The sequence below is a fragment of the Streptomyces sp. DSM 42067 genome (genome assembly GCF_055792885.1).
The window spans coordinates 2,740,216-2,763,350 of record NZ_CM147706.1 but is presented as its reverse complement, the minus strand read 5'-3'; the positions used below and the strand labels follow the sequence as shown (position 1 = coordinate 2,763,350).

Genomic DNA, 23,135 nt, shown 5'->3' with positions numbered 1-23,135 from the left:
GCCGTGCCAGGCGGCAACCTCACGTGGCCCGCCTTCCCTGCAAGCCGAGCCGGGGTAGCAACCGCCACGCGGTCCCCGTTCCCCGCAGGCCGAGCCGGGCAGCAACCGCCAGCGGCGCGGGTCATCGCGCGGACCGCCAGGCGACCGAACCCGAGGCTCGGAGCCCAGCAGCTTCGAACCCGAAGGCTCGGAGCCCAGTAGCTTCGAACCCCCGGGTCTCACCCCAGGCTCAACTGTCCTGGCGGGGCGACCACGGCCGCCGCAGTGCCGGGCGGCGCGTCGACCACCGTTCCGTCCAGGCCGCCCTGAGCGTCGTCCAGCGGTCGGAGACGGTCCACAGCACCCGGACAGCTGAACGCGGGGCGAACACCGCTCGGAGCCGCGTGCCCCTGCTCACCTTGGTGCCCAGCTCGTCCCTCACGCGACGTACGTCGTCGGCGAGTCCCGCCGAGGGCTGAGGACGCGGTGCGTAGAGCACCTGCTCCACCCCGGCCGCCAGCCGGTGGACCGATTCCGCTGCCTCCGGACCGAGCTGTCCGAGCCGTACGATCCGGGCGGCCGCCTTGCGCGGGGTCTGGGAGTCGTCCGGTGTGATGCCGTGGTCCCACGCCGTGTCCGTGGCTTCCAGCCATGCCGCGAGCGTGCGGGTGGCCGCGTCCGCCTCCGTGCGCCCGGGGGAACCGAGCCGGGCGCCGCGGACCCGCAGCCGCCACAGCATCGGCAGCAAGGGCACGATGAGCACGGCGAGCACGGCCAGTGTCACGCCGAGGATGAGACGCCATGGCGGGCCGCCGGCGTCGGAGGTGTTCGTCGCCTGCGGGGCCGTGCTGGCGCAGCCGCCCTCCCGCCTCTCCTGAACCGGGCAGCTCTCGGAGGCCGACGGCGCTGCGGACGGTGCGGTCGACGTGCTCGGCTGGGGCAGCGCCGAGCTGCTCGGGCTGCCGACCGGGGTGTCCGAGCGGGTGTAGTCGGGCACGGTGCCACGGTTCGGCGTCGGCTCGAAGCGGGTCCAGCCCACGCCCTCGAAGTACAGCTCCGGCCAGGCGTGCGCGTCCCGCAGGCCTACCGACATCGAGTTGTCGGTCTCCGGTGATCCGGGGGTGAAGCCCACTGCCACGCGGGCCGGTATCCCCAGGGTCCTGGCCATCGCCGCCATCGCGAACGAGAAGTGGACGCAGAAGCCTTCCTTCTGCTTCAGGAAGCGCGCGATCGCGGCGGAACCGCTGCCCGCCTGCACCTGGGTGTCATACGTGAAGCCGCCCTCGTAGGCGAACCAGTCCTGGAGCTCGACGGCACGCTCGTAGTCGTTCGCCGCACCCTCGGTGACCTGGCGGGCCGTGGCCGCCACCACCGGAGGCAGCGACCCCGGCACGCGGGTGAACTCGCGCTTCAGGTCCGACGGCGGCTCCGGCGCCGCGGCCAGCTGCTCGGCCGTCGGCTGCACTATCAGGCTCTTCACGTTGTACTGGGCGCCGCGCGTGGTCTGCCCGCGGTCACCGACGAGCGTGCGGCCCTTCGGCTCGTACCGCCAGCGGCCCTCGATGTCCACCTGGCTCGCCGGATACGGCATCGGCAGCCAGTCCTGCGCGTACCAGTTGGCCGCGTTGATCCTCGTCTCGATCTCGGTCCTGCGGACGTCGCCGCCGAGGCCCTGCGGGTTCGGGAACGACTCCGGCACAGCCGTGATGGTTCGTACGGAGGGCTTCCACGCCGTGCCGTCGAACTCGTCGAGGGAGACGATTCGCAGATACAGGTCCTGTGTGTCCTCGCTGTTCGTGCGGTACGACATGACCTCGCGGTCCTCGGGCTGGTTGAGGCTGTCCTGCAGCGACACCAGCGGGTTCACCGCCGAGATCGTGCCTCCGCCGCCCGGGCCCGTGCCGGTGCCGGTTCCGGTGCCGTCCAGCAGGCCGCCGTCCAGCGCGGGCAGGGCGAGCGGCACCACGAGCGCGATGCCCAGGGCCAAGGCGCCGATGCGCCGCCCCGTACGGACCGGGGAGACCGCCCCGCCGCCCGGGCTCTCCAGACCGCCGGCGAACCCGCCCGAGCGCGGCGCGCCGCCGAAGACCCGGCCCCACTGCGAGAGCCGGTCCCGGCCCTCGGCCAGGAGCAGCAGCAGATACCCGGCGGCCGCCAGCAGGAACCACACCCATCCCGCGCCGCCGTCCGACAGGCCGGCGGCGACCGAGTACAGCGCGAGCAGCGGCAGGCCCGCCGGGGCCGCGCTGCGGAACGTCACCGCCAGCGCGTCCACCATCAGGCCGATCACCAGGACGCCGCCGACGAGCATCAGCCGGATGCCGTCCGACAGCGGTGCCGGTATCGAGTACTGACCGACGTCCTCGGCGCCGTCCTGCAGCAGCAGGCCGAACTCCCGGAACACCTCAGGCCCGGGCAGCACGCCCGCGATCGCCTGCCCGCGCGCGAAGACCACCGTCAGCAGCAGGAGCGTCACGAGCGCCTGGGCCGCCACCGTCAGCGGCCGTGCCAACGGCACCCGCCGGGCCAGCGCGCCCACCCCGGCCTGGATCGCCAGCAGGAGCGCGGCCTGCACGATCCACGTCGACGATCCGACCAGCGGCAGCAGCGCACACGCGGCCATCAACGTGGCCGCAGTCGCACACAGCGCCAGCCGCGCTCGTCCGCTCATGAGGGTTCCTCCGTGGTTACCCCCGCCTTCAGGCGGGGGAGGGATCGGACTCCTGCGGAGCAGGGCTGGCTGGGCCTGCCACCGGGCTGGCGGGATATCAGGTCCCTGGAGCCGGCGTAAAACTGCTGGGCGTACCAACAGTCCCTTGCCGTTGGTTCGGGGCAACTGCTGTCCGAGAAGCCGAAAGCTCAATCCGCGAGGGTCGGATCCCCCCGCTTCAGCTGGGGGAGAGGTCAAGACCATCCCCCTGTCGTGCTCCCCGACGGCGCGGACGCCGCCGAGGCGTGGTGCTGGTCTGCCTGGCGCCACAGATCGGCGACGCTCGTGCCCGGCCCGGCCGCCAGGGCCGTCCAGCCCGCCTCGCGGAGCAGCCGCAGCCGCTCCTCGGTGTCGCCGGCGGACGGCGTGGTGCCCGGGCCTTGGGCCCACGTCGTGCTGTCCAGGTGGAAGGCGACCGCGGCGCCGCTGCGCCGGCGCATCTTCGCGACGATCGTCGCCTGCTCCTCGTCCAGGTCGCCGAGGAAGGCGACCAGCAGCCCTTCGTTCCCGCCGCGCAGGAGGTCGTATGCCCGGGAGAGTCCGGCGCCGTCCGAGTGGTCGATCACCGCGAGGGTGTCCATCATCAGGCCCGCCGCGTCCGCCGACTCCTGGGCGGTGCCCGCGAAACCGTCCGAGCCCTCGCCGGGCACCGAGTTCCCGGTGTCCGTCAGCAGCCGGACCGAAAAGCCCCGTTCGAGCATGTGTACAAGGACGGACGCGGCGCCGGACACCGCCCACTCGAACGCCGAGTCGGGGCCCGCGCCCTGGAAGGCCAGTCCGCGGGTGTCGAGCAGCACCGTGCAGCGGGCCCGCCGCGGCTGCTCCTCGCGGCGCACCATCAGCTCGCCGTACCGCGCGGTGGACCGCCAGTGCACCCGGCGCAGATCATCGCCGTAGCGGTATCCGCGCGGGATGACGTCGTCCTCGCCGGCCAGCGCGAGCGCGCGCTGCCTCCCGTCCCCGTAGCCCCTGGCCTCGCCGGTCAGCTTCACCGGCGGCAGCGGCTCCACTCGCGGGATCACGGTCAGCGTGTCGTACGTCGAGAAGGAGCGGGTCAGCTCGCACATCCCGAACGGGTCCGTCAGACGCAGCTGGAGCGGGCCCAGCGGATAGCGGCCGCGCAGGTCCGAACGGACGCGGTACGACACCTCGCGGCGGCCGCCCGCCTCCACGCGGTCCAGTACGAAGCGGGGCCGCGGCCCCAGCACGTACGGCACCCGGTCCTGCAGCATCAGCAGGCCGGTGGGCAGCCGCGAGACGTTGTCCATCCGTAGATGGACGCGCGCCTCGGACCCCGCGGACACGCGGCCCGGGGAGAGACGCCGGCTGCCCGCGACCCGGTAGCGGGTGCGGTAGAGCACGAACGCGCTGACGAGCGGCAGCACGGCGAGCAGCAGACCGACACGCAGCAGATCGCCCTGGCCGAGCACGTAGGCACAGATGGCGGCAGCGACGCCCGCCGCCAGGAACGAGCGCCCGCGCGTGGTGAGCCCGGCGAGTGCCGTGCGCAGGCCGCCCTTCTCCGCGCCCTCCTCGGGCGCTGCCGTCGGGGGCCCCGCGGCCGTCATCACAGGCTCCGGGTGCCGGGCGGCTGCTGGCCGTAGACCGGGGAGCCCTGGCCGCGGCCCGTGGCGAAGCCACCACCGGGCTGCGGAGCAGCGGCGGGTACGGGGGTGCGCTGCAGGATCTCGAGGACGACCTGCTCGGCCGTGCGCCGGTTCAGCTGCGCCTGGGCCGTGGGCAGCAGGCGGTGCGCCAGGACCGCCACGGCCAGCGCCTGCACGTCGTCCGGCAGGGCGAACTCCCGGCCGCTGAGCGCCGCGGCCGCCTTCGCCGCCCGCAGCAGATGCAGCGTCGCTCGCGGCGACGCGCCGAGTCTGAGGTCCGGGTGGTTGCGGGTCGCCGCCACCAGGTCCACCGCATAGCGGCGCACCGCCTCGGCCACGTGCACCTGGCGCACCGCGTCGATGAGCTTCGCGATCTCGTGCGCATGCGCCACCGGCTGGAGGTCGTCGAGCGGCGAGACGCCGCCGTGCACGTCCAGCATCTGCAGTTCGGCCTCCGGGTTCGGATAGCCGATCGACACCCTGGCCATGAAGCGGTCGCGCTGCGCCTCGGGCAGCGGGTAGGTGCCCTCCATCTCGACCGGGTTCTGCGTGGCCACCACCATGAAGGGGCTGGGCAGCTCGTACGTGTGCCCGTCGATGGTGACCTGGCGCTCCTCCATCGACTCGAGCAGCGCCGACTGCGTCTTCGGCGAGGCACGGTTGATCTCGTCGCCGATCACGATCTGCGCGAAGATCGCGCCCGGCTTGAACTCGAAGTCCCGCCGCTGCTGGTCCCAGATGGACACACCGGTGATGTCCGACGGCAGCAGGTCGGGCGTGAACTGGATGCGTCGCACCGAGCAGTCGATGGACCGCGCGAGCGCCTTGGCCAGCATGGTCTTGCCGACGCCCGGGACATCCTCGATGAGCAGATGCCCCTCGGCGAGCAGTACGGTCAGCGAAAGCCGTACGACCTCGGGCTTGCCCTCGATCACACCCTCCACCGACCTGCGGACACGCTCCGCTGTGGTGGTCAGATCTGTGAGGCTCGCTCGATCGTCATAGGTCGTCACCCGGCCCTCCTCGGCCCTTCCCCGCGCTCCGTCAGGAACAGGGGACCATTCCAGGGCCGACGCTCTGCGATGCGGACCGGCCCACCCCGAAACACGGACACCACACGCGAAAAGTTCCGCGCGGTGCCACAAGGGCATTCTTGTTGCCGTTACCGGTTCGTGTCACTCGACTGTGGACAACTGGCGCCGTTATGTCAGGGCTTGAGACTGTTTCCGGGGTGGGCGCGGCCGATGTGTGCGTCAGACGCGCCCGACCCGCGGGTCAGGCGCGTGCAGTCGCGCGTGCAGTCGTGAGAGCGGTCAGGCGGGGTCGATCTCGCGCAGCAGACCCGTGTGCACGTCGAAGACGAATCCGCGTACGTCGTCGGTGTGCAGCAAGAAGGGGGACGTACGCACCCGCTGCATCGACTGGCGGACGTCCTGGTCGACGTCCCGGAACGCCTCCACCGCCCAGGCCGGACGCTGGCCGACCTCCATCTCCAGGTCGTGCCGGAAGTCCTCGGTGAGGCTCTCCAGGCCGCAGCCGGTGTGGTGGATGAGGACGACGCTGCGCGTGCCGAGCGCGCGCTGGCTGATCGTGAGGGAGCGGATCACGTCGTCGGTGACGACACCGCCGGCGTTGCGGATGGTGTGGCAGTCGCCCAGCTCCAGGCCGAGCGCCGCGTGCAGGTCGAGCCGCGCGTCCATGCACGCGACGACGGCGACGTGCAGGACGGGCCGGGCGTCCATGCCCGGATCGGTGAAGGCGGCGGCGTACCTGTGGTTCGCCTCGACGAGCCGGTCCGTGACGGTGCCGCCGCCACGTATGGCGCCTTGGGGCTCTGTGGGTACGGATGCAGAAGTCGTCATGTGTATGAAGGTACTGGTCACGACCAGATCAGGCCCGCTGTGAGGCGGGACAAAGAACGTCAATGAACGTTGTTGTGACCTACCCCATAAGCCAGGCCCCCCGGTGCATCCGTACGAGTGACTCCGCCCGGGGTCGCGTCCTCGTCCACGTCGCCGCCGGGCACCGGCTCGCGACGCGCAGGCCGGTTGATTGACCGCGAGACAGGGTGGACTAAAGTGACGCGAAGCGGGAGGCGAGAGGCTCTCCCTGCTGGACTGTTATCCACGGAGACGCCCGGTGACCACCGGAAATCTCCCCGCGTGCGCGGCGCGTACGTGCGGCTCGGCCTCCTCCCGCTCCCGGTCGGCTGACGCCACCTTCCCGGTGCCGGCCCGCTCCCGTTCCGGGGGCACCTGCCAGCGTCGGCTGGGGGAGGGCGGGGACCCGGCGGTGCGTGCGGCGGCCGCGCCGGACCTGAGAGGGCGCGCCGTGAGCGAGCGTAGCGAGCGAACCAGAACGAGGGGCGCCTCCGACGACTGCCGGCCCGCGCGGAGCACAGCATGAACCCCGACCAGACCCGGCACGTCCCGGTGATGCTCCAGCGGTGCCTGGACCTGCTGGCCCCGGCCCTCGAGCAGCCGGGCACCGCCGAACCCGTCGTCGTCGACTGCACCCTCGGCCTTGGCGGACACAGCGAGGCGTTGCTGACCCGCTTCCCCTCGGCGCGCCTGATCGGCCTCGACCGGGACAAGGAGGCGCTGCGCCTGTCCGGCGAGCGGCTCGCTCCCTATGGCGAGCGGGCCACGCTGGTGCACGCCGTCTACGACGAGCTGCCCGACGTACTCGCCCGGCTCGGCATCCCGCGCGTCCAGGGCATCCTGTTCGACCTCGGTGTCTCCTCCATGCAGCTCGACGAGGCGGACCGCGGGTTCGCCTACGCCCAGGACGCCCCCCTCGACATGCGGATGGACCAGTCGACCGGCATCAGCGCGGCCGAGGTACTCAACACCTATCCCGCCGGTGAGCTGGTGCGGATCCTGCGTAGTTACGGCGAGGAGAAGCAGGCCAAGCGGATCGTCTCCGCCATCGTGCGCGAACGCGAGAAGGAGCCCTTCACCAACAGCGCCCGGCTCGTCGAGCTCATCCGCGACGCCCTGCCGCAGGCCGCCAAGCGCACCGGCGGCAACCCCGCCAAGCGCACCTTCCAGGCCCTGCGTATCGAGGTCAACGGCGAGCTCTCCGTCCTGGAGCGGGCCATTCCCGCGGCCGTGGCGGCCCTCGCGGTGGGTGGCCGAATCGCCGTGCTGTCGTACCACTCGCTGGAGGACCGGCTGGTCAAGCAGGTGTTCGCGGCCGGGGCCGCCAACACCGCGCCGCCGGGCCTGCCCGTCGTGCCGGAGCGCTACCAGCCGCGGCTCAAGCTGCTGACGCGCGGCGCGGAACTGCCGACCGAGGAAGAGGTCGCCCAGAACCGGCGGGCCGCCCCGGCGCGGCTGCGTGGTGCGCAGCGCATCCGCGAGGAAGCTGAATGAGTGGCGTCCGCAGTGCGACGCGGACGCCGCGCGCACGCGGATCCGTACGCCGGGGGAGGGGCGAATGAGCAGGAGACCGGAGTTGAGGGGGAGGGCCGCCAGGCTCGCGCGGCTGCTGCCGGCGGGCCCCAGCCAGGCCGCGCGCACCCCGTTCGTCCTGCTGGTCGTGGTGCTGCTGGGCGGCGGGCTGATCACGCTGTTGATGCTGAACTCCGCGCTCAATGCAGGGTCGTTTCGGCTGAACGACCTCAAGAAGGAGACCACCGCCCTCACCGAGGAGGAACAGGCCCTTCAGCGGGACGTGGACGCCTATTCCGCTCCCGAGGCCCTGCAGCGCCGCGCGCGTGAGCTCGGCATGGTGCCGGGCGGCAATCCCGCGTTCCTGAACCCCGACGGCACCGTCAAGGGCATGCCGGGGGCCGCCGCCACCCCGTCCGGCTGGCGCCTGCCGACCGCGACCCCGCCGGAGGCGGTGGCGGGCAACACGGTGCCGCCGTCCCCCGCCGCATCGGGGACCCCGTCCGGGGCGGCGTCCGCCAAGCCCTCGTCAGCCGCCCCTTCCGCGCCTACGGCCAAGCCGTCGGCAACCGCCCCTTCCGCGCCCACGGCCAAGCCCTCGGCGGCCCCCTCCCGGACCGCCACGCCGCTCGCCGGTACGGTCCCGGCTCCCGCAGGGACGGCCCCGGCGCCCGCATCGCCCCCGAAGCCCGCGCCCACGACCTCCGGCAGGTGACGGACGTGACCGACAGGGAACCCCCGCGGCGCAGGGTGCCAGGACCCGCCAGGCCGGAGCGCCCCAGCGCTCCACGGCGCCCGGGACCAGGAGCGCGCCCCGCCGGGCGCCAGTACCACTCGGCCGCCCCGAGGCCCCGCCCCCGGGCGAGCGCGCCCGGTCCTCGCACCATCCGCCTCGGCAGCCCCCGCCCACGGCTGCGCATGGTCAGCCTCGGGCTGACCCTGGTGATGCTGGCCTTCGTGGTACGGCTGCTCCAGGTGCAGGCTGTCGACGCGAGCGCGTACGCCGCGAAGGCCGAGAAGAACCGGTACCTCAGCCACACGCTCACCGCCGAGCGCGGCGGGATCACCGACCGCAACGGCGTCGAGCTGGCGACCAGCGAGGACGCGTACGACATCACGGCCGACCCCACGATGTTCACGCTGAAGCAGACGAAGGTCGCGGACGCGCCCGAGCAGGCGGCCGCGCTGCTCGCGCCCATTCTCGACAAGGACCAGGCGGATATCGCCGCGAAGCTCCGGACCCCGAAGACCCGCTACGTCCGACTGGCCTCCCGGCAGACCCCGCAGGTCTGGAAGCAGATCAAGGATCTGAAGAGCGCGCTCGAGGAGAAGGCGCAGACGGACGGCAGGACCGTCAACGTCCTCGCGGGCGTCTTCCAGGACCCGAGCAGCAAGCGCGTCTATCCGAACGGCGAGCTCGCCGCCGGGATACTGGGCTGGGTCAACGCCGACGGCAAGGGCGCGGGCGGCTTGGAGGAGAAGCTCGACAAGGACCTGTCCGGCGAGAACGGCAAGATCACCTATGCCCAGTCGGGCGGCCGTCAGGTCCCCACGGCCGGGACCAGCGAGGTGCCCGCCGTGCCCGGATCCGAAGTCGAGCTCACCATCGACCGCGACATCCAGTGGGCCGCGCAGAACGCCATCGCCGAGCAGGTGAAGAAGTCCAAGGCGGACCGCGGCTATGTGATCGTGCAGGACACCAGGACCGGCGAGGTCCTGGCCATGGCCAACGCCCCGGGCTTCGATCCGAACGACCTCTCGCAGGCCAGTTCGGCGGACATGCACAACTTCGCCCTCGAGGACGCCTACGAGCCGGGGTCCACCGCCAAGGTCATGTCCATGGCCGCCGTACTGGAGGAGAACGCCGCCACACCCGACACCCATGTGACGGTGCCGAACCGGCTGCACCGCGGTGACCGGCTCTTCCAGGACGACGTGGACCACCGGACCTGGTATCTGACGCTCAACGGCGTCCTCGCCAAGTCCAGCAACATCGGCACCATCCTCGCCACCGGCCAGCTCGGCAAGACGCAGGCTGAGGCCAACCAGGTCCTCTACTCGTATCTGCGCAAGTTCGGCATCGGCGGCGCCACCGGGCTCGGCTTCCCGGGTGAGACGGCCGGCATCCTCGCGCCGCCCGACACCTGGTCGACGTCGCAGCAGTACACGATCCCCTTCGGCCAGGGCGTCTCGATCAACGCGATGCAGGCCGCCTCCGTCTACTCGACGATCGCCAACGGCGGCGTACGCGTCGAGCCCACCCTGGTGCGCGGCACCACGGGACCCGACGGGCGCTTCACCCCCGCGGCCAAGCCCAAGAAGACCCGGGTCATCAGCGAGAAGACCGCGAAGACGCTGTCGCAGATGCTCGAGTCGGTCGTCGACGACGAGCAGGGCACGGGCGTCAAGGCCCGTATCCCGGGCTACCGGGTCGCGGGCAAGACCGGAACCGCCAACCGTGTCGATCCGGTCACCGGCAAATACCGCGGCTACACCTCGTCGTTCGCCGGCTTCGCGCCCGCCGACAATCCGCGCGTCACCGTCTACTGCGCCATCCAGAACGCCACGAAGGGCAGCTATTTCGGCGGTCAGATCTGCGGACCCATCTACAAGACGGTGATGGAATTCGCTCTGAAGACACTCCAGGTGCCGCCCACCGGAGCGGAGCCGGCACGGCTGCCCGTCGAGTTCAAGCCCTGAGAGCGACCAGGAACCGCCCGTGAGAACCATCACCCCCGATTCCGGGAACCAGCGCACCCCGCCGATCCCATTTAGCTCCGGCGGGGGTGGTCCCGGTACGCTCACCGCCGTGCCACATGCTGATCAGTCCCACATCACCCAGAAGGGCGCTCCTGTGACATATCCAGGGCCGCCACGACCGGTCCAGGTCTCCGCCACACCGCTCGCGGAGCTCGCCGATCAGCTGGGCGTGACCGTCCCCGGCGCCGCGGAGGTCAGTGGCATCACGCACGACTCCCGCGCTGTGCGCCCGGGCGACGTCTACGCCGCGCTGCCCGGCGCCCGCTTCCACGGCGCCGACTTCGCGGCGCAGGCCGCCGGCCTCGGCGCCGCGGCGATCCTCACCGACCCGACGGGTGCCGAACGTGCCGCCGCCACGGGCCTGCCGGTCCTGGTCGTCGACGACCCGCGCGGGCGCATGGGCGAGCTGGCTGCGACGGTCTACGGCCACCCGGGCCGCGACCTGCTGCAGATCGGCATCACCGGTACGTCCGGCAAGACCACGACCGCGTATCTGATCCGGGGCGGGCTCGCAGTCTCCGACGGGATGCCCGGACTCATCGGCACGGTCGAGACGCGCATCGGCGACGAGCGCATCAAGTCGGAGCGCACCACCCCCGAGGCCACCGACCTGCAGGCGCTGTTCGCCGTCATGCGCGAGCGCGGTGTGAGGTCGGTCGCCATGGAGGTCTCCAGCCACGCTCTGGTCCTCGGCCGGGTCGACGGCTGCGTCTTCGACATCGCGGTCTTCACCAACCTCAGCCCGGAGCACATGGAGTTCCACTCCGACATGGAGGACTACTTCCGGGCCAAAGCGCAGCTCTTCACGCCGAAACGCAGCAGACAGGGCGTCGTCAACGTCGACGACGAATACGGCCGCAGGCTGGCCAAGGAGGCGTCCGTACCGGTCGTCACCTTCTCCGCCGAAGGTCATCCCGACGCCGACTGGCGCGCCGAGGACGTCGTGGTGGGGCCGATGGACTCCCACTTCACCGCCGTCGGCCCGCGCGGCGAGCGCATCACCGCGAAGTCGCCGCTGCCGGGCCCCTTCAACGTCGCCAACACGCTCGCCGCGATCGTCGCCCTCGCCGCCGCAGGACTCGACCCGCAGAGCGCGGCGGACGGCATCGCCGCCGTGCCGGGCGTCCCCGGCCGCCTGGAGCGCGTCGACGCAGGCCAGCCCTATCTCGCGGTCGTGGACTACGCCCACAAGACCGACGCCGTCGAGTCGGTCCTGCGCGCCCTGCGCAAGATCACCGAGGGCAGGCTGCACGTCGTGCTCGGCTGCGGCGGCGACCGGGACAAGACCAAGCGCGCGCCGATGGGCGCCGCCGCGGCCCGCCTCGCCGACACCGCCGTACTGACCTCCGACAACCCCCGCTCCGAGGACCCCCTGGCCATCCTGGCCACCATGCTCGCCGGCGCCGCCGAGGTGCCGGCCCACGAACGCGGCGAGGTCCAGGTCTTCGAGGACCGGGCCGCCGCCATCGCCGCCGCCGTCGCCCTGGCGCGGCCCGGCGACACCGTGCTGGTGGCCGGCAAGGGCCATGAGCAGGGCCAGGACATCGCCGGAGTGGTACGTCCCTTCGACGACCGCCAGGTGCTTCGCGAAGCTATCCAGAACACCCAGGGATGAAGTTGTGATCGCCCTCTCCCTCGCCGAGATCGCTGAAATCGTCGGCGGGCAGACCCACGACATACCGGATCCGTCCGTGCAGGTCACCGGACCGGTCGTCCGGGACTCCCGCGAGGTCGAGCCCGGCAGCCTCTTCGTCGCCTTCGCCGGCGAGCGCGTCGACGGCCACGACTTCGCCGCCGACGTGGTCGCCGCGGGCGCGGTCGCCGTACTGGCGTCGCGTCCGGTCGGCGTCCCCGCCGTCGTCGTCGACGACGTGCAGACGGCGTTGGGCGCTCTCGCCCGCGCCGTCGTCGAGCGGCTCGGCGCGACCCTCGTGGCCCTCACCGGCTCCGCGGGCAAGACCAGCACCAAGGACCTCATCGCGCAGGTGCTCCGGACCAAGGCCCCGACGGTCTTCACACCCGGCTCCTTCAACAACGAGATCGGGCTGCCGCTCACCGCGCTCAGCGCCACCGAGGAGACCCGCTACCTCGTCCTGGAGATGGGCGCCCGCGGCATCGGCCACATCCGCTACCTCACGGGCCTGACCCCGCCGGGAATCGGCGTCGTGCTCAATGTCGGCACGGCCCACATCGGCGAGTTCGGCGGCCGGGAGCAGATCGCAGAGGCGAAGGGCGAGCTCGTCGAGGGCCTCCCCGAAGACGGCGCGGCCGTCCTCAACGCCGACGACCCCCTCGTACGTGCCATGGCATCGCGTACGAAGGCGCGCGTGATCCTCTTCGGAGAGTCGGACGACGCGGACGTACGCGCCGAAAACGTCCGGCTCACAGAGGCAGGACAGCCCTCGTTCAGCCTCCACACACCCTCCGGGTGCAGCGATGTGACCATGCGCCTGTACGGTGAGCACCACGTGTCGAACGCGCTCGCCGCGGCCGCCGTCGCCCATGAGCTGGGCATGTCCGCGGAAGAGATCGCCCTCGCGCTCTCCGAGGCGGGCTCCCTCTCCCGCTGGCGGATGGAGGTCACCGAGCGCCCGGACGGCGTGACGGTCGTCAACGACGCCTACAACGCGAATCCCGAGTCCATGCGGGCCGCTCTGCGCGCGCTCGCCGCGATGGGCGAGGCCGCACGGGCCAAGGGGGGTCGCACGTGGGCGGTGCTCGGTCAGATGGCCGAGCTCGGTGACGAGGCGCTCGCCGAACACGACGCGGTCGGACGGCTCGCCGTCCGGCTGAACGTGGGCAAGCTCGTCGCGGTCGGGGGCAGGGAAGCCGCCTGGCTGCAGATGGGCGCATACAACGAGGGTTCGTGGGGTGAGGAGTCGGTGCACGTGTCCGACGCACAGGCGGCCGTCGACCTGCTGCGCAGCGAGCTGCGCCCGGGCGACGTCGTACTCGTGAAGGCCTCCAGGTCGGTGGGCCTGGAGCGGGTTGCAATGGCGCTCCTCGAACAGGACACGGCCGCCGCCGAGGGTGAGGTTGCCGCCCGATGATGAAGCAGATCCTGTTCGCGGGAGTCATCGGGCTCTTCCTGACGCTGATCGGCACCCCGCTGCTGATCAAGCTGCTCGCCCGCAAGGGCTACGGCCAGTACATCCGCGACGACGGCCCGAAAGAGCACCACAGCAAGCGCGGTACGCCGACCATGGGCGGCATCGCCTTCATCCTGGCGACGATCGCCGCGTACTTCCTGTCCAAGATGATCACGGGCTACTCGCCGACCTTCTCGGGTCTGCTGGTGCTCGGCCTGATGGGCGGCATGGGCCTGGTCGGCTTCCTGGACGACTACATCAAGATCGTCAAGCGGCGTTCGCTGGGCCTCAGGGCCAAGGCGAAGATGGCCGGCCAGCTGACCGTCGGCATCGCCTTCGCGGTGCTCGCGCTCCAGTTCGCCGACAACCGCGGCAACACCCCCGCCTCCACGAAGCTCTCCTTCGTGCAGGACTTCGGCTGGACCATCGGCCCGGTGCTATTCGTGATCTGGGCGCTGTTCATGATCCTCGCGATGTCGAACGGCGTGAACCTGACCGACGGTCTCGACGGTCTGGCCACCGGCGCCTCCGTGCTCGTCTTCGGCGCCTACACCTTCATCGGCGTCTGGCAGTTCCAGGAGTCCTGCGCCAACGCGACGACCCTGACCAACCCGGAGGCCTGCTACGAGGTGCGAGATCCCCTCGACCTCGCCGTGGTCGCATCGGCGCTGATGGGCGCCTGCCTCGGCTTCCTGTGGTGGAACACCTCGCCCGCCAAGATCTTCATGGGCGACACCGGTTCGCTCGCCCTGGGCGGCGCGCTCGCCGGCCTGGCGATCTGCTCCCGCACCGAACTGCTGCTCGCCATCCTCGGCGGCCTGTTCGTCCTGATCACCATGTCCGTTGTCATCCAGGTAGGCTCGTTCCGCCTCACCGGAAAGCGCGTCTTCCGGATGGCACCGCTCCAGCACCACTTCGAACTCAAGGGCTGGTCCGAAGTCCTCGTCGTGGTCCGCTTCTGGATCATTCAGGGCATCTGTGTGATCGTCGGACTGGGTCTCTTCTACGCGGGATGGGCGGCCGACAAGTGACCGACTGGCAGGGCAAGCACGTCACCGTCGCAGGGCTCGGGGTCTCCGGGATCCCAGCGGCGCGGGTCCTGCACGGTCTGGGCGCGATCGTCACGGTCGTCAACGACGGCGACGACGAGCGGGCCCGGGCGCAGGCCGCGGAGCTGGAGGCCGAGGGCATCACGGTCCGGCTCGGCGACGGGGCGACCCTGCCGGAGGGTACGGAGCTCATCGTCACGGCGCCCGGCTGGAAGCCGGACAAGCCGCTGTTCCACGCCGCCGCCGAGGCGGGCGTGCCCGTCTGGGGCGACGTCGAGCTGGCCTGGCGGCTGCGCGGCCCCGACGCCGCCCCCTGGCTCGCGGTCACCGGCACCAACGGCAAGACCACGACCGTCCAGATGCTCGCGTCCATCCTGACGGCCGCCGGGCTGCGCACGGCCGCCGTCGGCAACATCGGGGTCTCCCTGCTGGACGCCGTCCTCGGCGACGAGAAGTACGACGTGCTCGCGGTCGAGCTCTCCAGCTACCAGCTGCACTGGGCTCCCTCGCTGCGCGCCCACTCCGCGGCCGTGCTGAACCTCGCCCCCGACCACCTCGACTGGCACGGCTCCATGGAGGCGTACGCCGCCGACAAGGGCCGCATCTACGAGGGCAATCGCGTCGCCTGCGTCTACAACGTCGCCGACAAGGCCACCGAGGACCTGGTGCGCGAGGCCGACGTCGAGGAGGGCTGCCGGGCGATCGGCTTCACGCTCGGCACGCCAGGACCGTCCCAACTCGGCGTCGTGGACGACATCCTGGTCGACCGCGCCTTCGTCGAGAACCGGCAGAAGCAGGCACAGGAGCTCGCCCAGATCTCCGACATCGCTGCGTCTTCCCGGGGGACATCCCCCGGACCCCCGAAGCCGGCCCCGCACAACATCGCCAACGCGCTGGCCGCCGCCGCCCTGGCCCGCGCCTTCGGCGTCGAGCCGGCCGCCGTACGGGACGGCCTGCGGGCCTTCCGGCCCGACGCCCACCGCATCGCGCATGTCGCCGATGTCGACGGCGTCGCCTACATCGACGACTCCAAGGCCACCAACACCCATGCCGCGGAAGCCTCGTTGGCCGCGTACGAGTCGATCGTGTGGATCGCGGGCGGGCTTGCCAAGGGCGCGACCTTCGACGAGCTGGTCGCGAACTCGGCGAAGCGGCTGCGTGGTGTCGTGCTGATCGGCGCGGACCGGGCGCTGATCCGCGAAGCGCTCGCGCGACACGCGCCCGAGGTCCCGGTGGCCGACCTCGACCGGACGGACACTGGGGCGATGTCCGAGGCGGTACGGGAGGCGGCGCGGCTCGCCGGGCCGGGGGATACGGTGCTGCTGGCGCCGGCCTGTGCGTCGATGGACATGTTCACCAACTACAACAAGCGCGGTGAGGCGTTCGCGGAGGCGGTTCGCGCCCTTGGCGCCGTAGGCGCCTGAAACGGGGCCCCGTGGTTCGCGGGTGCCCCGGAAATCCCCGGGAGGGACGCGTGGGTGCGTCGTGGCTGAGGTTTCGTTGGCGGGTGTCCGCCGGTGGTCGTTGGCGGGGGTGCTGTTGATGCCTGCTAGCTCCAGTCGTGCTCCTGCCAAGCGGCCCGCCGTACGCCTCACCCCTCCCCGCCCCCCGCGCGACAACCCCCTCCGGCGGCTCCACACCCAAGTCCGCCGTGCCTGGGACCGGCCGCTCACCGCGTACTACGTGATCCTCGGCAGCAGTCTGCTGATCACCGTGCTCGGCCTTGTGATGGTGTACTCGGCGTCCATGATCAAGGCGCTGCAGTTGTCGCTGCCCGCCTCGTACTTCTTCCGGAAGCAGTTCGTGGCCGCCGTGATCGGTGCGCTGCTGCTGCTCATCGCCGCGCGGATGCCCGTCAAGCTGCACCGTGCGCTGGCGTATCCGATGCTCGCCGGCTCGGTCTTCCTGATGGTCCTCGTGCAGATTCCGGGGATAGGGATGGCGGTCAACGGCAACCAGAACTGGATCTCGCTGGGCGGCCCCTTCCAGCTCCAGCCCAGCGAGTTCGGCAAGCTGGCCCTGGTGCTGTGGGGGGCCGATCTGCTGGCCCGCAAACAGGACAAACGGCTGCTGAGCCAGTGGAAGCACATGCTGGTGCCGCTGGTTCCGGTGACGTTCATGCTGCTCGGGCTGATCATGCTCGGCGGCGACATGGGCACGGCCATCATCCTCGCCGCGATCCTCTTCGGACTGCTCTGGCTCGTGGGGGCTCCCACCCGGCTCTTCGCCGGCGTGCTCTCCGGGGCCGCCCTGATCGGCGCGATCCTCATCAAGACCAACCCCAACCGCATGGCCCGGCTCTCGTGCATCGGCGCCACCGAGCCCGGCCCCAACGACATGTGCTGGCAGGCCGTACACGGCATCTATGCCCTGGCCTCCGGCGGACTCTTCGGTTCCGGCCTCGGTGCCAGTGTGGAAAAATGGGGTCAACTGCCCGAAGCGCACACGGACTTCATCTTCGCGGTCACCGGGGAGGAGCTCGGCCTCGCGGGGACGCTGTCGGTGCTCGCACTCTTCGCGGCTCTAGGCTATGCGGGTATCCGCGTGGCCGGACGCACGGAGGACCCCTTCGTGAGGTATGCCGCGGGAGGCGTGACCACATGGATCACGGCCCAGGCCGTGGTCAACGTCGGTGCGGTGCTCGGCCTGCTGCCGATCGCCGGAGTCCCGCTCCCGCTGTTCTCCTACGGTGGGTCCGCCCTGCTGCCGACCATGTTCGCCGTCGGGCTGCTGATCGCGTTCGCACGCGAGGAACCCGCCGCACGGGCGGCGCTTGCGATGCGGCAACCTGTCTTTGGTAGAAAGCGGGCTGCGGTGAGAGGCTCCGAGAGTGTTCGGGGGCCTCGGAGATGGAACACGATGCGACGGCGCGCCACGGCGCGTACGTCCGGAGAGCGGTGAATTTCGGTGCATGTCGTACTCGCCGGTGGGGGGACCGCCGGCCACATCGAGCCCGCGCTCGCCCTCGCGGACGCCCTGCGCAGGCAGGACCCGACCGTGGGGATCACGGCCCTCGGCACGGAGCGTGGACTCGAGACCCGTCTGGTACCGGAGCGGGGTTACGAACTCGCGCTGATCCCCGCCGTCCCGCTGCCCCGTAAGCCCACGCCCGAGCTGATCACCGTCCCGGGCCGGCTGCGCGGCACGATCAAGGCGGCGGAGCAGATCCTGGAGCGCACCAAGGCGGACGCGGTCGTCGGCTTCGGCGGCTATGTGGCGCTGCCCGGCTATCTGGCGGCCAAGCGGCTCGGGGTGCCGATCGTGGTGCACGAGGCCAACGCCCGGCCGGGCCTGGCCAACAAGATCGGCTCGCGGTACGCGGCCCAGGTCGCCGTCTCCACGCCGGACAGCAAGCTGCGCAATGCCAGGTATGTCGGCATCCCGCTGCGGCGCTCCATCGCCACGCTGGACCGCGCCGCCATGCGCCCCGAGGCCCGTGCCGCCTTCGGGCTCGACCCGAACCTCCCGACGCTGCTCGTCTCCGGTGGCTCGCAGGGCGCCCGCCGCCTCAACGAGGTCGTCCAGCGCGTCGCCCCGTTCCTCCAGCAGTCCGGTATCCAGGTCCTGCACGTGGTCGGCCCGAAGAACGAACTGCCGCACGTGGACAACATGCCGGGAATGCCGCCCTACATCCCGGTACCGTACGTGGACCGGATGGACCTCGCGTACGCCGCGGCGGACATGATGCTCTGCCGCGCGGGCGCGATGACCGTCGCCGAGCTGTCCGCCGTCGGGCTTCCGGCCGCATACGTCCCGCTGCCCATCGGCAACGGAGAGCAGCGGCTCAACGCCCAGCCGGTGGTCAAGGCGGGCGGCGGGCTCCTCGTCGACGACGCCGAGCTCACGCCCGAGTGGGTGCAGGGGAACGTCCTGCCGGTGCTGGCGGACCCGCACCGGCTGTACGAGATGTCCCGCGCCGCCGCCGAGTTCGGCCGCCGGGACGCCGACGAGCTGCTGGTCGGCATGGTGTACGAGGCGATCGCCTCGCGCCGCTAGCGCCCCGGAGGCGAACGGAGCCACAAAAGGAGGGTGCGTGGCCGGAGCGACTACCGCCGAGCATGGTGAACGGCAGCCGCCGGCGTCCGGCCCGCCCCGGCCGCCGGGGTCCGGCGGAGGGCCGGGGCTCCGGGTGCGACGCCTCCGTGTCCTGGTCCTGCTGATCGTCGTCGTCGCCCTCCTCGGTGCGGGAGCCGTCTGGGTGCTCTACGGCTCCCAGTGGCTGCGCGTCCAGAAGGTCACGACCTCGGGCACGCAGGTCCTGACGCCCGGAGAAGTGCGCGAAGCAGCCGCTGTTCCGGTCGGTTCGCCGTTGATTTCAGTCGACACCGATGCCATTGAGGATCGGTTGCGCCGGAAATTGCCCCGAATTGACTCGGTTGATGTCGTCCGTTCCTGGCCGCACGGAATCGCACTCAAAGTGACCGAACGCAAGCCGGTACTCCTTATTAAAAAGGGTGAAAAGTTCATCGAAGTGGACGCCGAAGGGGTTCGATTCGCTACCGTCGGCAACGCCCCCAAGGGCATCCCGATGCTGGAATTGACGGCGGATCAGTCGGCGAGCAGACAGCGCTTCGGAACGGACCGTCTCGTGCGGGAGGCGGTACGGGTCGCCGGCGACGTCCCGGCCGCGGTGGCCCGCATCACCCGGGTCGTCAAGGTCCGTACGTATGACTCCATCTCGCTGGAGTTGACCGGCGATCGCACCGTCGCCTGGGGGAGCAGTGAGAGGGGTCGCGCGAAGGCTGCCACACTCTCCGCCCTGATGAAAGCAGCCCCAGGGGCCCGGCACTTCGACGTCAGTGTTCCCACCACCCCTTCCGTGTCAGGGAGTTGACGGACGTCGTCGCAGGCCAGCACCCTGGTTGTTCATCGCTATGGGTGATCACATAGGGTGAAAAGAAAAACGGGAGGTTCGGCGTGTTCGTTGAACGTGCGCCACTTGTCGACTTAGTGTCCTGTTCGTAAGGGTCAAACGAAAACCAGCAACAGGCACACGGGTAACCCTAAACTTCAGGCTTAGGGTTCGGGTCGGCGTTCGGACCGTCCCATTCGGCATCAGTCGTCGGATCGCAGCACTCGCGAGGCGGCGACACGTAACTCGAGGCGAGAGGCCTTCGACGTGGCAGCACCGCAGAACTACCTCGCAGTCATCAAAGTCATCGGTGTCGGCGGCGGTGGTGTCAATGCCATCAACCGGATGATCGAGGTCGGTCTCAAGGGCGTCGAGTTCATCGCCATCAACACCGACGCGCAGGCGCTGTTGATGAGCGACGCCGACGTCAAGCTCGACGTCGGCCGCGAACTCACGCGCGGACTCGGCGCCGGAGCCAACCCGGCCGTCGGCCGCAAGGCCGCGGAGGACCACCGCGAGGAGATCGAGGAGGTCCTCAAGGGGGCCGACATGGTCTTCGTCACCGCCGGCGAAGGTGGCGGCACCGGCACCGGCGGCGCACCCGTCGTGGCCAACATCGCGCGCTCCCTCGGAGCCCTCACCATCGGCGTCGTCACGCGCCCGTTCACCTTCGAGGGCCGCCGCCGCGCCAACCAGGCCGAGGACGGCATCGCCGAGCTCCGCGAAGAGGTCGACACCCTCATCGTCATCCCCAACGACCGGCTGCTGTCCATCTCGGACCGCCAGGTCAGCGTGCTGGACGCGTTCAAGTCCGCCGACCAGGTGCTGCTCTCCGGTGTCCAGGGCATCACGGACCTCATCACCACGCCCGGCCTGATCAACCTCGACTTCGCCGACGTCAAGTCCGTGATGTCCGAGGCCGGTTCGGCGCTCATGGGCATCGGCTCGGCCCGCGGCGACGACCGCGCGGTGGCCGCGGCCGAGATGGCCATCTCCTCGCCGCTGCTCGAGGCGTCCATCGACGGCGCCCGCGGAGTGCTGCTCTCGATCTCCGGCGGCTCGGATCTCGGTCTCTTCGAGATCAACGAGGCCGCCCAGCTGGTGAGCGAGGCCGCCCACCCCGAGGCCAACATCATCTTCGGCGCCGTCATCGACGACGCTCTCGGCGACGAGGTCCGGGTGACCGTGATCGCCGCCGGGTTTGACGGCGGGCAGCCCCCGGCCAAGCGGGACAACGTCCTCGGCGCGTCCTCCGCCAAGCGCGACGAGCCCACGCCGGCCCGCCCCTCCGAGACCCGCCCGGCCTTCGGCGGACTCGGCAGCGTCACCCCGCGCGAGGACAACGCCTCCGCCGAGCCCGAGCCGGTCGCGGCGAGCGAGCTCCCGCCGCCGGTGCCGCCGTCCCGGACGTACTCGGACAGCGCGGCCGAGGAACTGGACGTACCGGACTTCCTGAAGTGACGGACCGGACACGCTGAAGTGATAGGACAGCACGACATCGTGGGCGGCGCCCACTTCGCCTTCACCGACAGGTGGGGCGGGGTGAGCGCCGCTCCGTACGAGGAGCTCAATCTCGGCGGTGCGGTTGGCGACGACCCCGACGCCGTACGCACCAACCGCGAACTGGCGGCCAAGTCGCTCGGGCTCGATCCTGCTGGTGTGGTGTGGATGAACCAGGTGCACGGGGCCGATGTCGCCGTGGTCGACGGGCCGTGGGACACCTCCCCCGTGCCGTCGGTCGACGCGATCGTCACCGTCCGGCGCGGCCTCGCACTCGCCGTACTCACCGCGGACTGCGTCCCGGTCCTGCTGGCCGACCCGGTCGCCGGAATCGCGGCCGCCGCCCACGCCGGACGGCCGGGTATGGTGGCCGGGGTGGTCCCGGCCGCCGTCGAGGCGATGGTGAAGCTGGGCGCCGAGCCGGACCGCATCACCGCCCGTACCGGCCCCGCGGTCTGCGGGCGCTGCTACGAAGTGCCCGACGCGATGCGCGCCGAAGTCGCCGCCGTCGAACCGGTGGCGTATTCCGAGACGAGTTGGGGCACCCCCGCGGTCGACGTGACCGCCGGTGTGCATGCGCAGCTCGAGCGGCTCGGGGTGCGCGACCGGGAGCAGACGCCGGTGTGCACGCTCGAGTCGGGCGACCACTTCTCGTACCGCCGCGACCGCACAACCGGGCGGCTCGCGGGCTATGTCTGGCTGGACTGATGGGCATGACGGACCGTAAGGCTCAACTCGCCGCGAATCTGGCGAAAGTCGAGGCGCGTATCGACGCGGCGTGCGCGGCGGCGGGCCGCAAACGCGAAGAAGTGACCCTGATCGTGGTCACCAAGACCTATCCCGCGAGCGATGTGCGGATCCTGTCGGAACTCGGTGTGCGGCACGTCGCCGAGAACCGCGACCAGGACGCCGCCCCGAAGGCCGCCGCATGCTCGGATCTGCCCCTTGCATGGCACTTTGTCGGCCAGTTGCAGACCAACAAGGTCCGTTCTGTGGTCGGTTATGCCGATGTGGTGCAGTCCGTCGACCGTTCCCGGCTTGTCACGGCGCTCTCGAAGGAGGCCGCCCGGGCCCAGCGCGAAGTCGGCTGTCTCATCCAGGTCGCGCTCGACGCGGACGAGGGCGGCCGCGGGGCGCGGGGCGGCGTGGGGCCGGACGGAATCGAAGAGTTGGCCGACCTCGTTGCGGGCGCGCCCGGGCTCCGGCTCGACGGACTGATGACCGTCGCGCCGCTCACCGGACCGTACGCGGGCCACCAACGCGCTGCGTTCGACCGGCTGATGGAATTGGCAACCCTCGTGCGCCGGAGTCATCCGGCTGCGAACATGGTGTCAGCAGGGATGAGTGCGGACCTCGAACAGGCCGTGGCGGCCGGGGCGACACATGTGCGCGTCGGTACGGCGGTACTCGGAGTCCGACCCAGGCTCGGGTAACGTCGCCAAGAAGTCGGACCACAGCAGAAAATATGGTCATTCCCGCCGATAGCGGGGCGGACTTGTGGATCGCGGGCACTTGGTTGGCGTCAGCCGATCCACCACGCCGATCCACCACAGAGCGGAGGATTCAGAGCATGGCCGGCGCGATGCGCAAGATGGCGGTCTACCTCGGCCTCGTGGAGGACGATGGGTACGACGGCCGGGGCTTCGACCCTGACGACGACTTCGAGCCCGAACTGGACCCGGAGCCCGAGCGCGACCGTCGGCGGCATGAGCCGCCGCACCAGTCGCATCAGCCCCAAAGGGAAGAATCGGTACGAGTAGTACAACCTCCGGCACAACGGGAACCGGTCGCGATTCCGGCAGAAGCGGCGCGTCCGGCACGAATTGCCCCCGTGTCATCCATCACACCTGAACGTCAGAGCCTGGAGAAGAACGCGCCGGTGATCATGCCCAAGGTTGTGTCCGAGAGGGAGCCCTACCGCATCACCACACTGCACCCGCGGACCTACAACGAGGCCCGTACCATCGGGGAACACTTCCGTGAGGGCACCCCGGTGATCATGAATCTGACGGAGATGGACGACACGGATGCGAAGCGACTTGTCGACTTTGCCGCGGGTCTGGTCTTCGGTCTTCATGGCAGTATCGAGCGCGTGACGCAGAAGGTGTTCCTGTTGTCGCCTGCTAACGTCGATGTCACGGCGGAGGACAAGGCCCGCATCGCAGAGGGCGGGTTCTTCAACCAGAGCTGAGACGCA

Annotated in this window: 18 protein-coding genes; 14 read left to right on the top strand and 4 right to left on the bottom strand. The window is 70.8% G+C overall.

Going from position 1 to position 23,135, the window contains the following annotated elements; genetic code table 11:
- Positions 1–229: 229 nt before the first annotated feature.
- The 4 genes from ACSMXV_RS12900 to ACSMXV_RS12885 form a co-directional block, all read right to left on the bottom strand.
- Positions 230–2,650, bottom strand: a complete 2,421-nt coding sequence (locus ACSMXV_RS12900; RefSeq protein WP_473177775.1) for a transglutaminase TgpA family protein — start codon at positions 2,648–2,650, stop codon at positions 230–232.
- A 233-nt stretch (positions 2,651–2,883) separates the two neighbouring features.
- Complete coding sequence (locus ACSMXV_RS12895) at positions 2,884–4,257, bottom strand: DUF58 domain-containing protein (protein WP_473177774.1); 1,374 nt, start codon at positions 4,255–4,257, stop codon at positions 2,884–2,886.
- Entirely contained in the window at positions 4,257–5,309 is a 1,053-nt protein-coding gene (locus ACSMXV_RS12890; RefSeq protein WP_181862281.1) for an AAA family ATPase, read from the bottom strand. The genes ACSMXV_RS12895 and ACSMXV_RS12890 overlap by 1 nt, the downstream gene beginning before the upstream one ends.
- A gap of 300 nt (positions 5,310–5,609) precedes the next feature.
- A complete protein-coding gene (locus tag ACSMXV_RS12885) occupies positions 5,610–6,158 on the bottom strand; it encodes a beta-class carbonic anhydrase (RefSeq protein WP_473177773.1) in 549 nt (182 codons plus the stop codon).
- A 540-nt stretch (positions 6,159–6,698) separates the two neighbouring features.
- Between ACSMXV_RS12885 and rsmH the strand changes: the two genes are divergently transcribed.
- The 14 genes from rsmH to ACSMXV_RS12815 all read left to right on the top strand — a co-directional run bounded on the left by rsmH (position 6,699) and on the right by ACSMXV_RS12815 (position 23,129).
- Positions 6,699–7,670: a 16S rRNA (cytosine(1402)-N(4))-methyltransferase RsmH gene (rsmH, locus tag ACSMXV_RS12880; protein ID WP_473177772.1), complete on the top strand. Its 972-nt coding sequence runs from the start codon at positions 6,699–6,701 to the stop codon at positions 7,668–7,670.
- Positions 7,671–7,734: 64 nt separating this feature from the next.
- Positions 7,735–8,403, top strand: coding sequence for a cell division protein FtsL (gene ftsL / locus ACSMXV_RS12875; RefSeq protein WP_473177771.1), 669 nt, complete (start codon positions 7,735–7,737; stop codon positions 8,401–8,403).
- 5 nt (positions 8,404–8,408) lie between these two features.
- On the top strand, positions 8,409–10,388 hold the full coding sequence (locus ACSMXV_RS12870) for a peptidoglycan D,D-transpeptidase FtsI family protein (protein WP_473177770.1): 1,980 nt from the start codon (positions 8,409–8,411) through the stop codon (positions 10,386–10,388).
- 19 nt (positions 10,389–10,407) lie between these two features.
- On the top strand, positions 10,408–12,063 hold the full coding sequence (locus tag ACSMXV_RS12865; RefSeq protein WP_473177769.1) for a UDP-N-acetylmuramoyl-L-alanyl-D-glutamate--2,6-diaminopimelate ligase: 1,656 nt from the start codon (positions 10,408–10,410) through the stop codon (positions 12,061–12,063).
- A 4-nt stretch (positions 12,064–12,067) separates the two neighbouring features.
- Positions 12,068–13,498, top strand: a complete 1,431-nt coding sequence (locus ACSMXV_RS12860) for a UDP-N-acetylmuramoyl-tripeptide--D-alanyl-D-alanine ligase (RefSeq protein ID WP_473177768.1) — start codon at positions 12,068–12,070, stop codon at positions 13,496–13,498.
- Entirely contained in the window at positions 13,498–14,568 is a 1,071-nt protein-coding gene (mraY, locus tag ACSMXV_RS12855; RefSeq protein WP_473178914.1) for a phospho-N-acetylmuramoyl-pentapeptide-transferase, read from the top strand. Before ACSMXV_RS12860 ends, mraY begins: the two co-directional genes overlap by 1 nt.
- On the top strand, positions 14,550–16,010 hold the full coding sequence (murD, locus tag ACSMXV_RS12850; RefSeq protein WP_473177767.1) for a UDP-N-acetylmuramoyl-L-alanine--D-glutamate ligase: 1,461 nt from the start codon (positions 14,550–14,552) through the stop codon (positions 16,008–16,010). The genes mraY and murD overlap by 19 nt, the downstream gene beginning before the upstream one ends.
- A 118-nt stretch (positions 16,011–16,128) precedes the next feature.
- Positions 16,129–17,487 (top strand): putative lipid II flippase FtsW, encoded by a 1,359-nt coding sequence (gene ftsW / locus ACSMXV_RS12845; RefSeq protein WP_473177766.1) that lies wholly within the window; start codon positions 16,129–16,131, stop codon positions 17,485–17,487.
- 6 nt (positions 17,488–17,493) lie between these two features.
- The gene (murG, locus tag ACSMXV_RS12840) at positions 17,494–18,582 is read left to right on the top strand and encodes an undecaprenyldiphospho-muramoylpentapeptide beta-N-acetylglucosaminyltransferase (protein WP_473177765.1); all 1,089 of its coding nucleotides are present in this window, start codon (positions 17,494–17,496) and stop codon (positions 18,580–18,582) included.
- A gap of 37 nt (positions 18,583–18,619) precedes the next feature.
- A complete protein-coding gene (locus ACSMXV_RS12835; protein ID WP_473177764.1) occupies positions 18,620–19,420 on the top strand; it encodes a cell division protein FtsQ/DivIB in 801 nt (266 codons plus the stop codon).
- A gap of 285 nt (positions 19,421–19,705) precedes the next feature.
- On the top strand, positions 19,706–20,899 hold the full coding sequence (ftsZ, locus tag ACSMXV_RS12830; protein WP_473177763.1) for a cell division protein FtsZ: 1,194 nt from the start codon (positions 19,706–19,708) through the stop codon (positions 20,897–20,899).
- Between the two features lie 18 nt (positions 20,900–20,917).
- Positions 20,918–21,646, top strand: a complete 729-nt coding sequence (pgeF, locus tag ACSMXV_RS12825) for a peptidoglycan editing factor PgeF (RefSeq protein WP_473177762.1) — start codon at positions 20,918–20,920, stop codon at positions 21,644–21,646.
- A 5-nt stretch (positions 21,647–21,651) separates the two neighbouring features.
- Positions 21,652–22,371 (top strand): YggS family pyridoxal phosphate-dependent enzyme, encoded by a 720-nt coding sequence (locus ACSMXV_RS12820; RefSeq protein ID WP_473177761.1) that lies wholly within the window; start codon positions 21,652–21,654, stop codon positions 22,369–22,371.
- A 137-nt stretch (positions 22,372–22,508) separates the two neighbouring features.
- Positions 22,509–23,129: a cell division protein SepF gene (locus ACSMXV_RS12815; RefSeq protein ID WP_181659575.1), complete on the top strand. Its 621-nt coding sequence runs from the start codon at positions 22,509–22,511 to the stop codon at positions 23,127–23,129.
- The last annotated feature ends 6 nt before the right edge of the window (positions 23,130–23,135 follow it).

Coding starts and splice junctions, on each gene's coding strand:
- ACSMXV_RS12900 (WP_473177775.1), bottom strand. CDS start 2,650: ATGAGCGGACGAGCGCGGCTGGCGCTGTGTGCGACTGCGGCCACGTTG.
- ACSMXV_RS12895 (WP_473177774.1), bottom strand. CDS start 4,257: ATGACGGCCGCGGGGCCCCCGACGGCAGCGCCCGAGGAGGGCGCGGAG.
- ACSMXV_RS12885 (WP_473177773.1), bottom strand. CDS start 6,158: ATGACGACTTCTGCATCCGTACCCACAGAGCCCCAAGGCGCCATACGT.
- rsmH (WP_473177772.1), top strand. CDS start 6,699: ATGAACCCCGACCAGACCCGGCACGTCCCGGTGATGCTCCAGCGGTGC.
- ftsL (WP_473177771.1), top strand. CDS start 7,735: ATGAGCAGGAGACCGGAGTTGAGGGGGAGGGCCGCCAGGCTCGCGCGG.
- mraY (WP_473178914.1), top strand. CDS start 13,498: ATGAAGCAGATCCTGTTCGCGGGAGTCATCGGGCTCTTCCTGACGCTG.
- murD (WP_473177767.1), top strand. CDS start 14,550: ATGGGCGGCCGACAAGTGACCGACTGGCAGGGCAAGCACGTCACCGTC.
- ftsW (WP_473177766.1), top strand. CDS start 16,129: ATGCCTGCTAGCTCCAGTCGTGCTCCTGCCAAGCGGCCCGCCGTACGC.
- ACSMXV_RS12820 (WP_473177761.1), top strand. CDS start 21,652: ATGACGGACCGTAAGGCTCAACTCGCCGCGAATCTGGCGAAAGTCGAG.
- ACSMXV_RS12815 (WP_181659575.1), top strand. CDS start 22,509: ATGGCCGGCGCGATGCGCAAGATGGCGGTCTACCTCGGCCTCGTGGAG.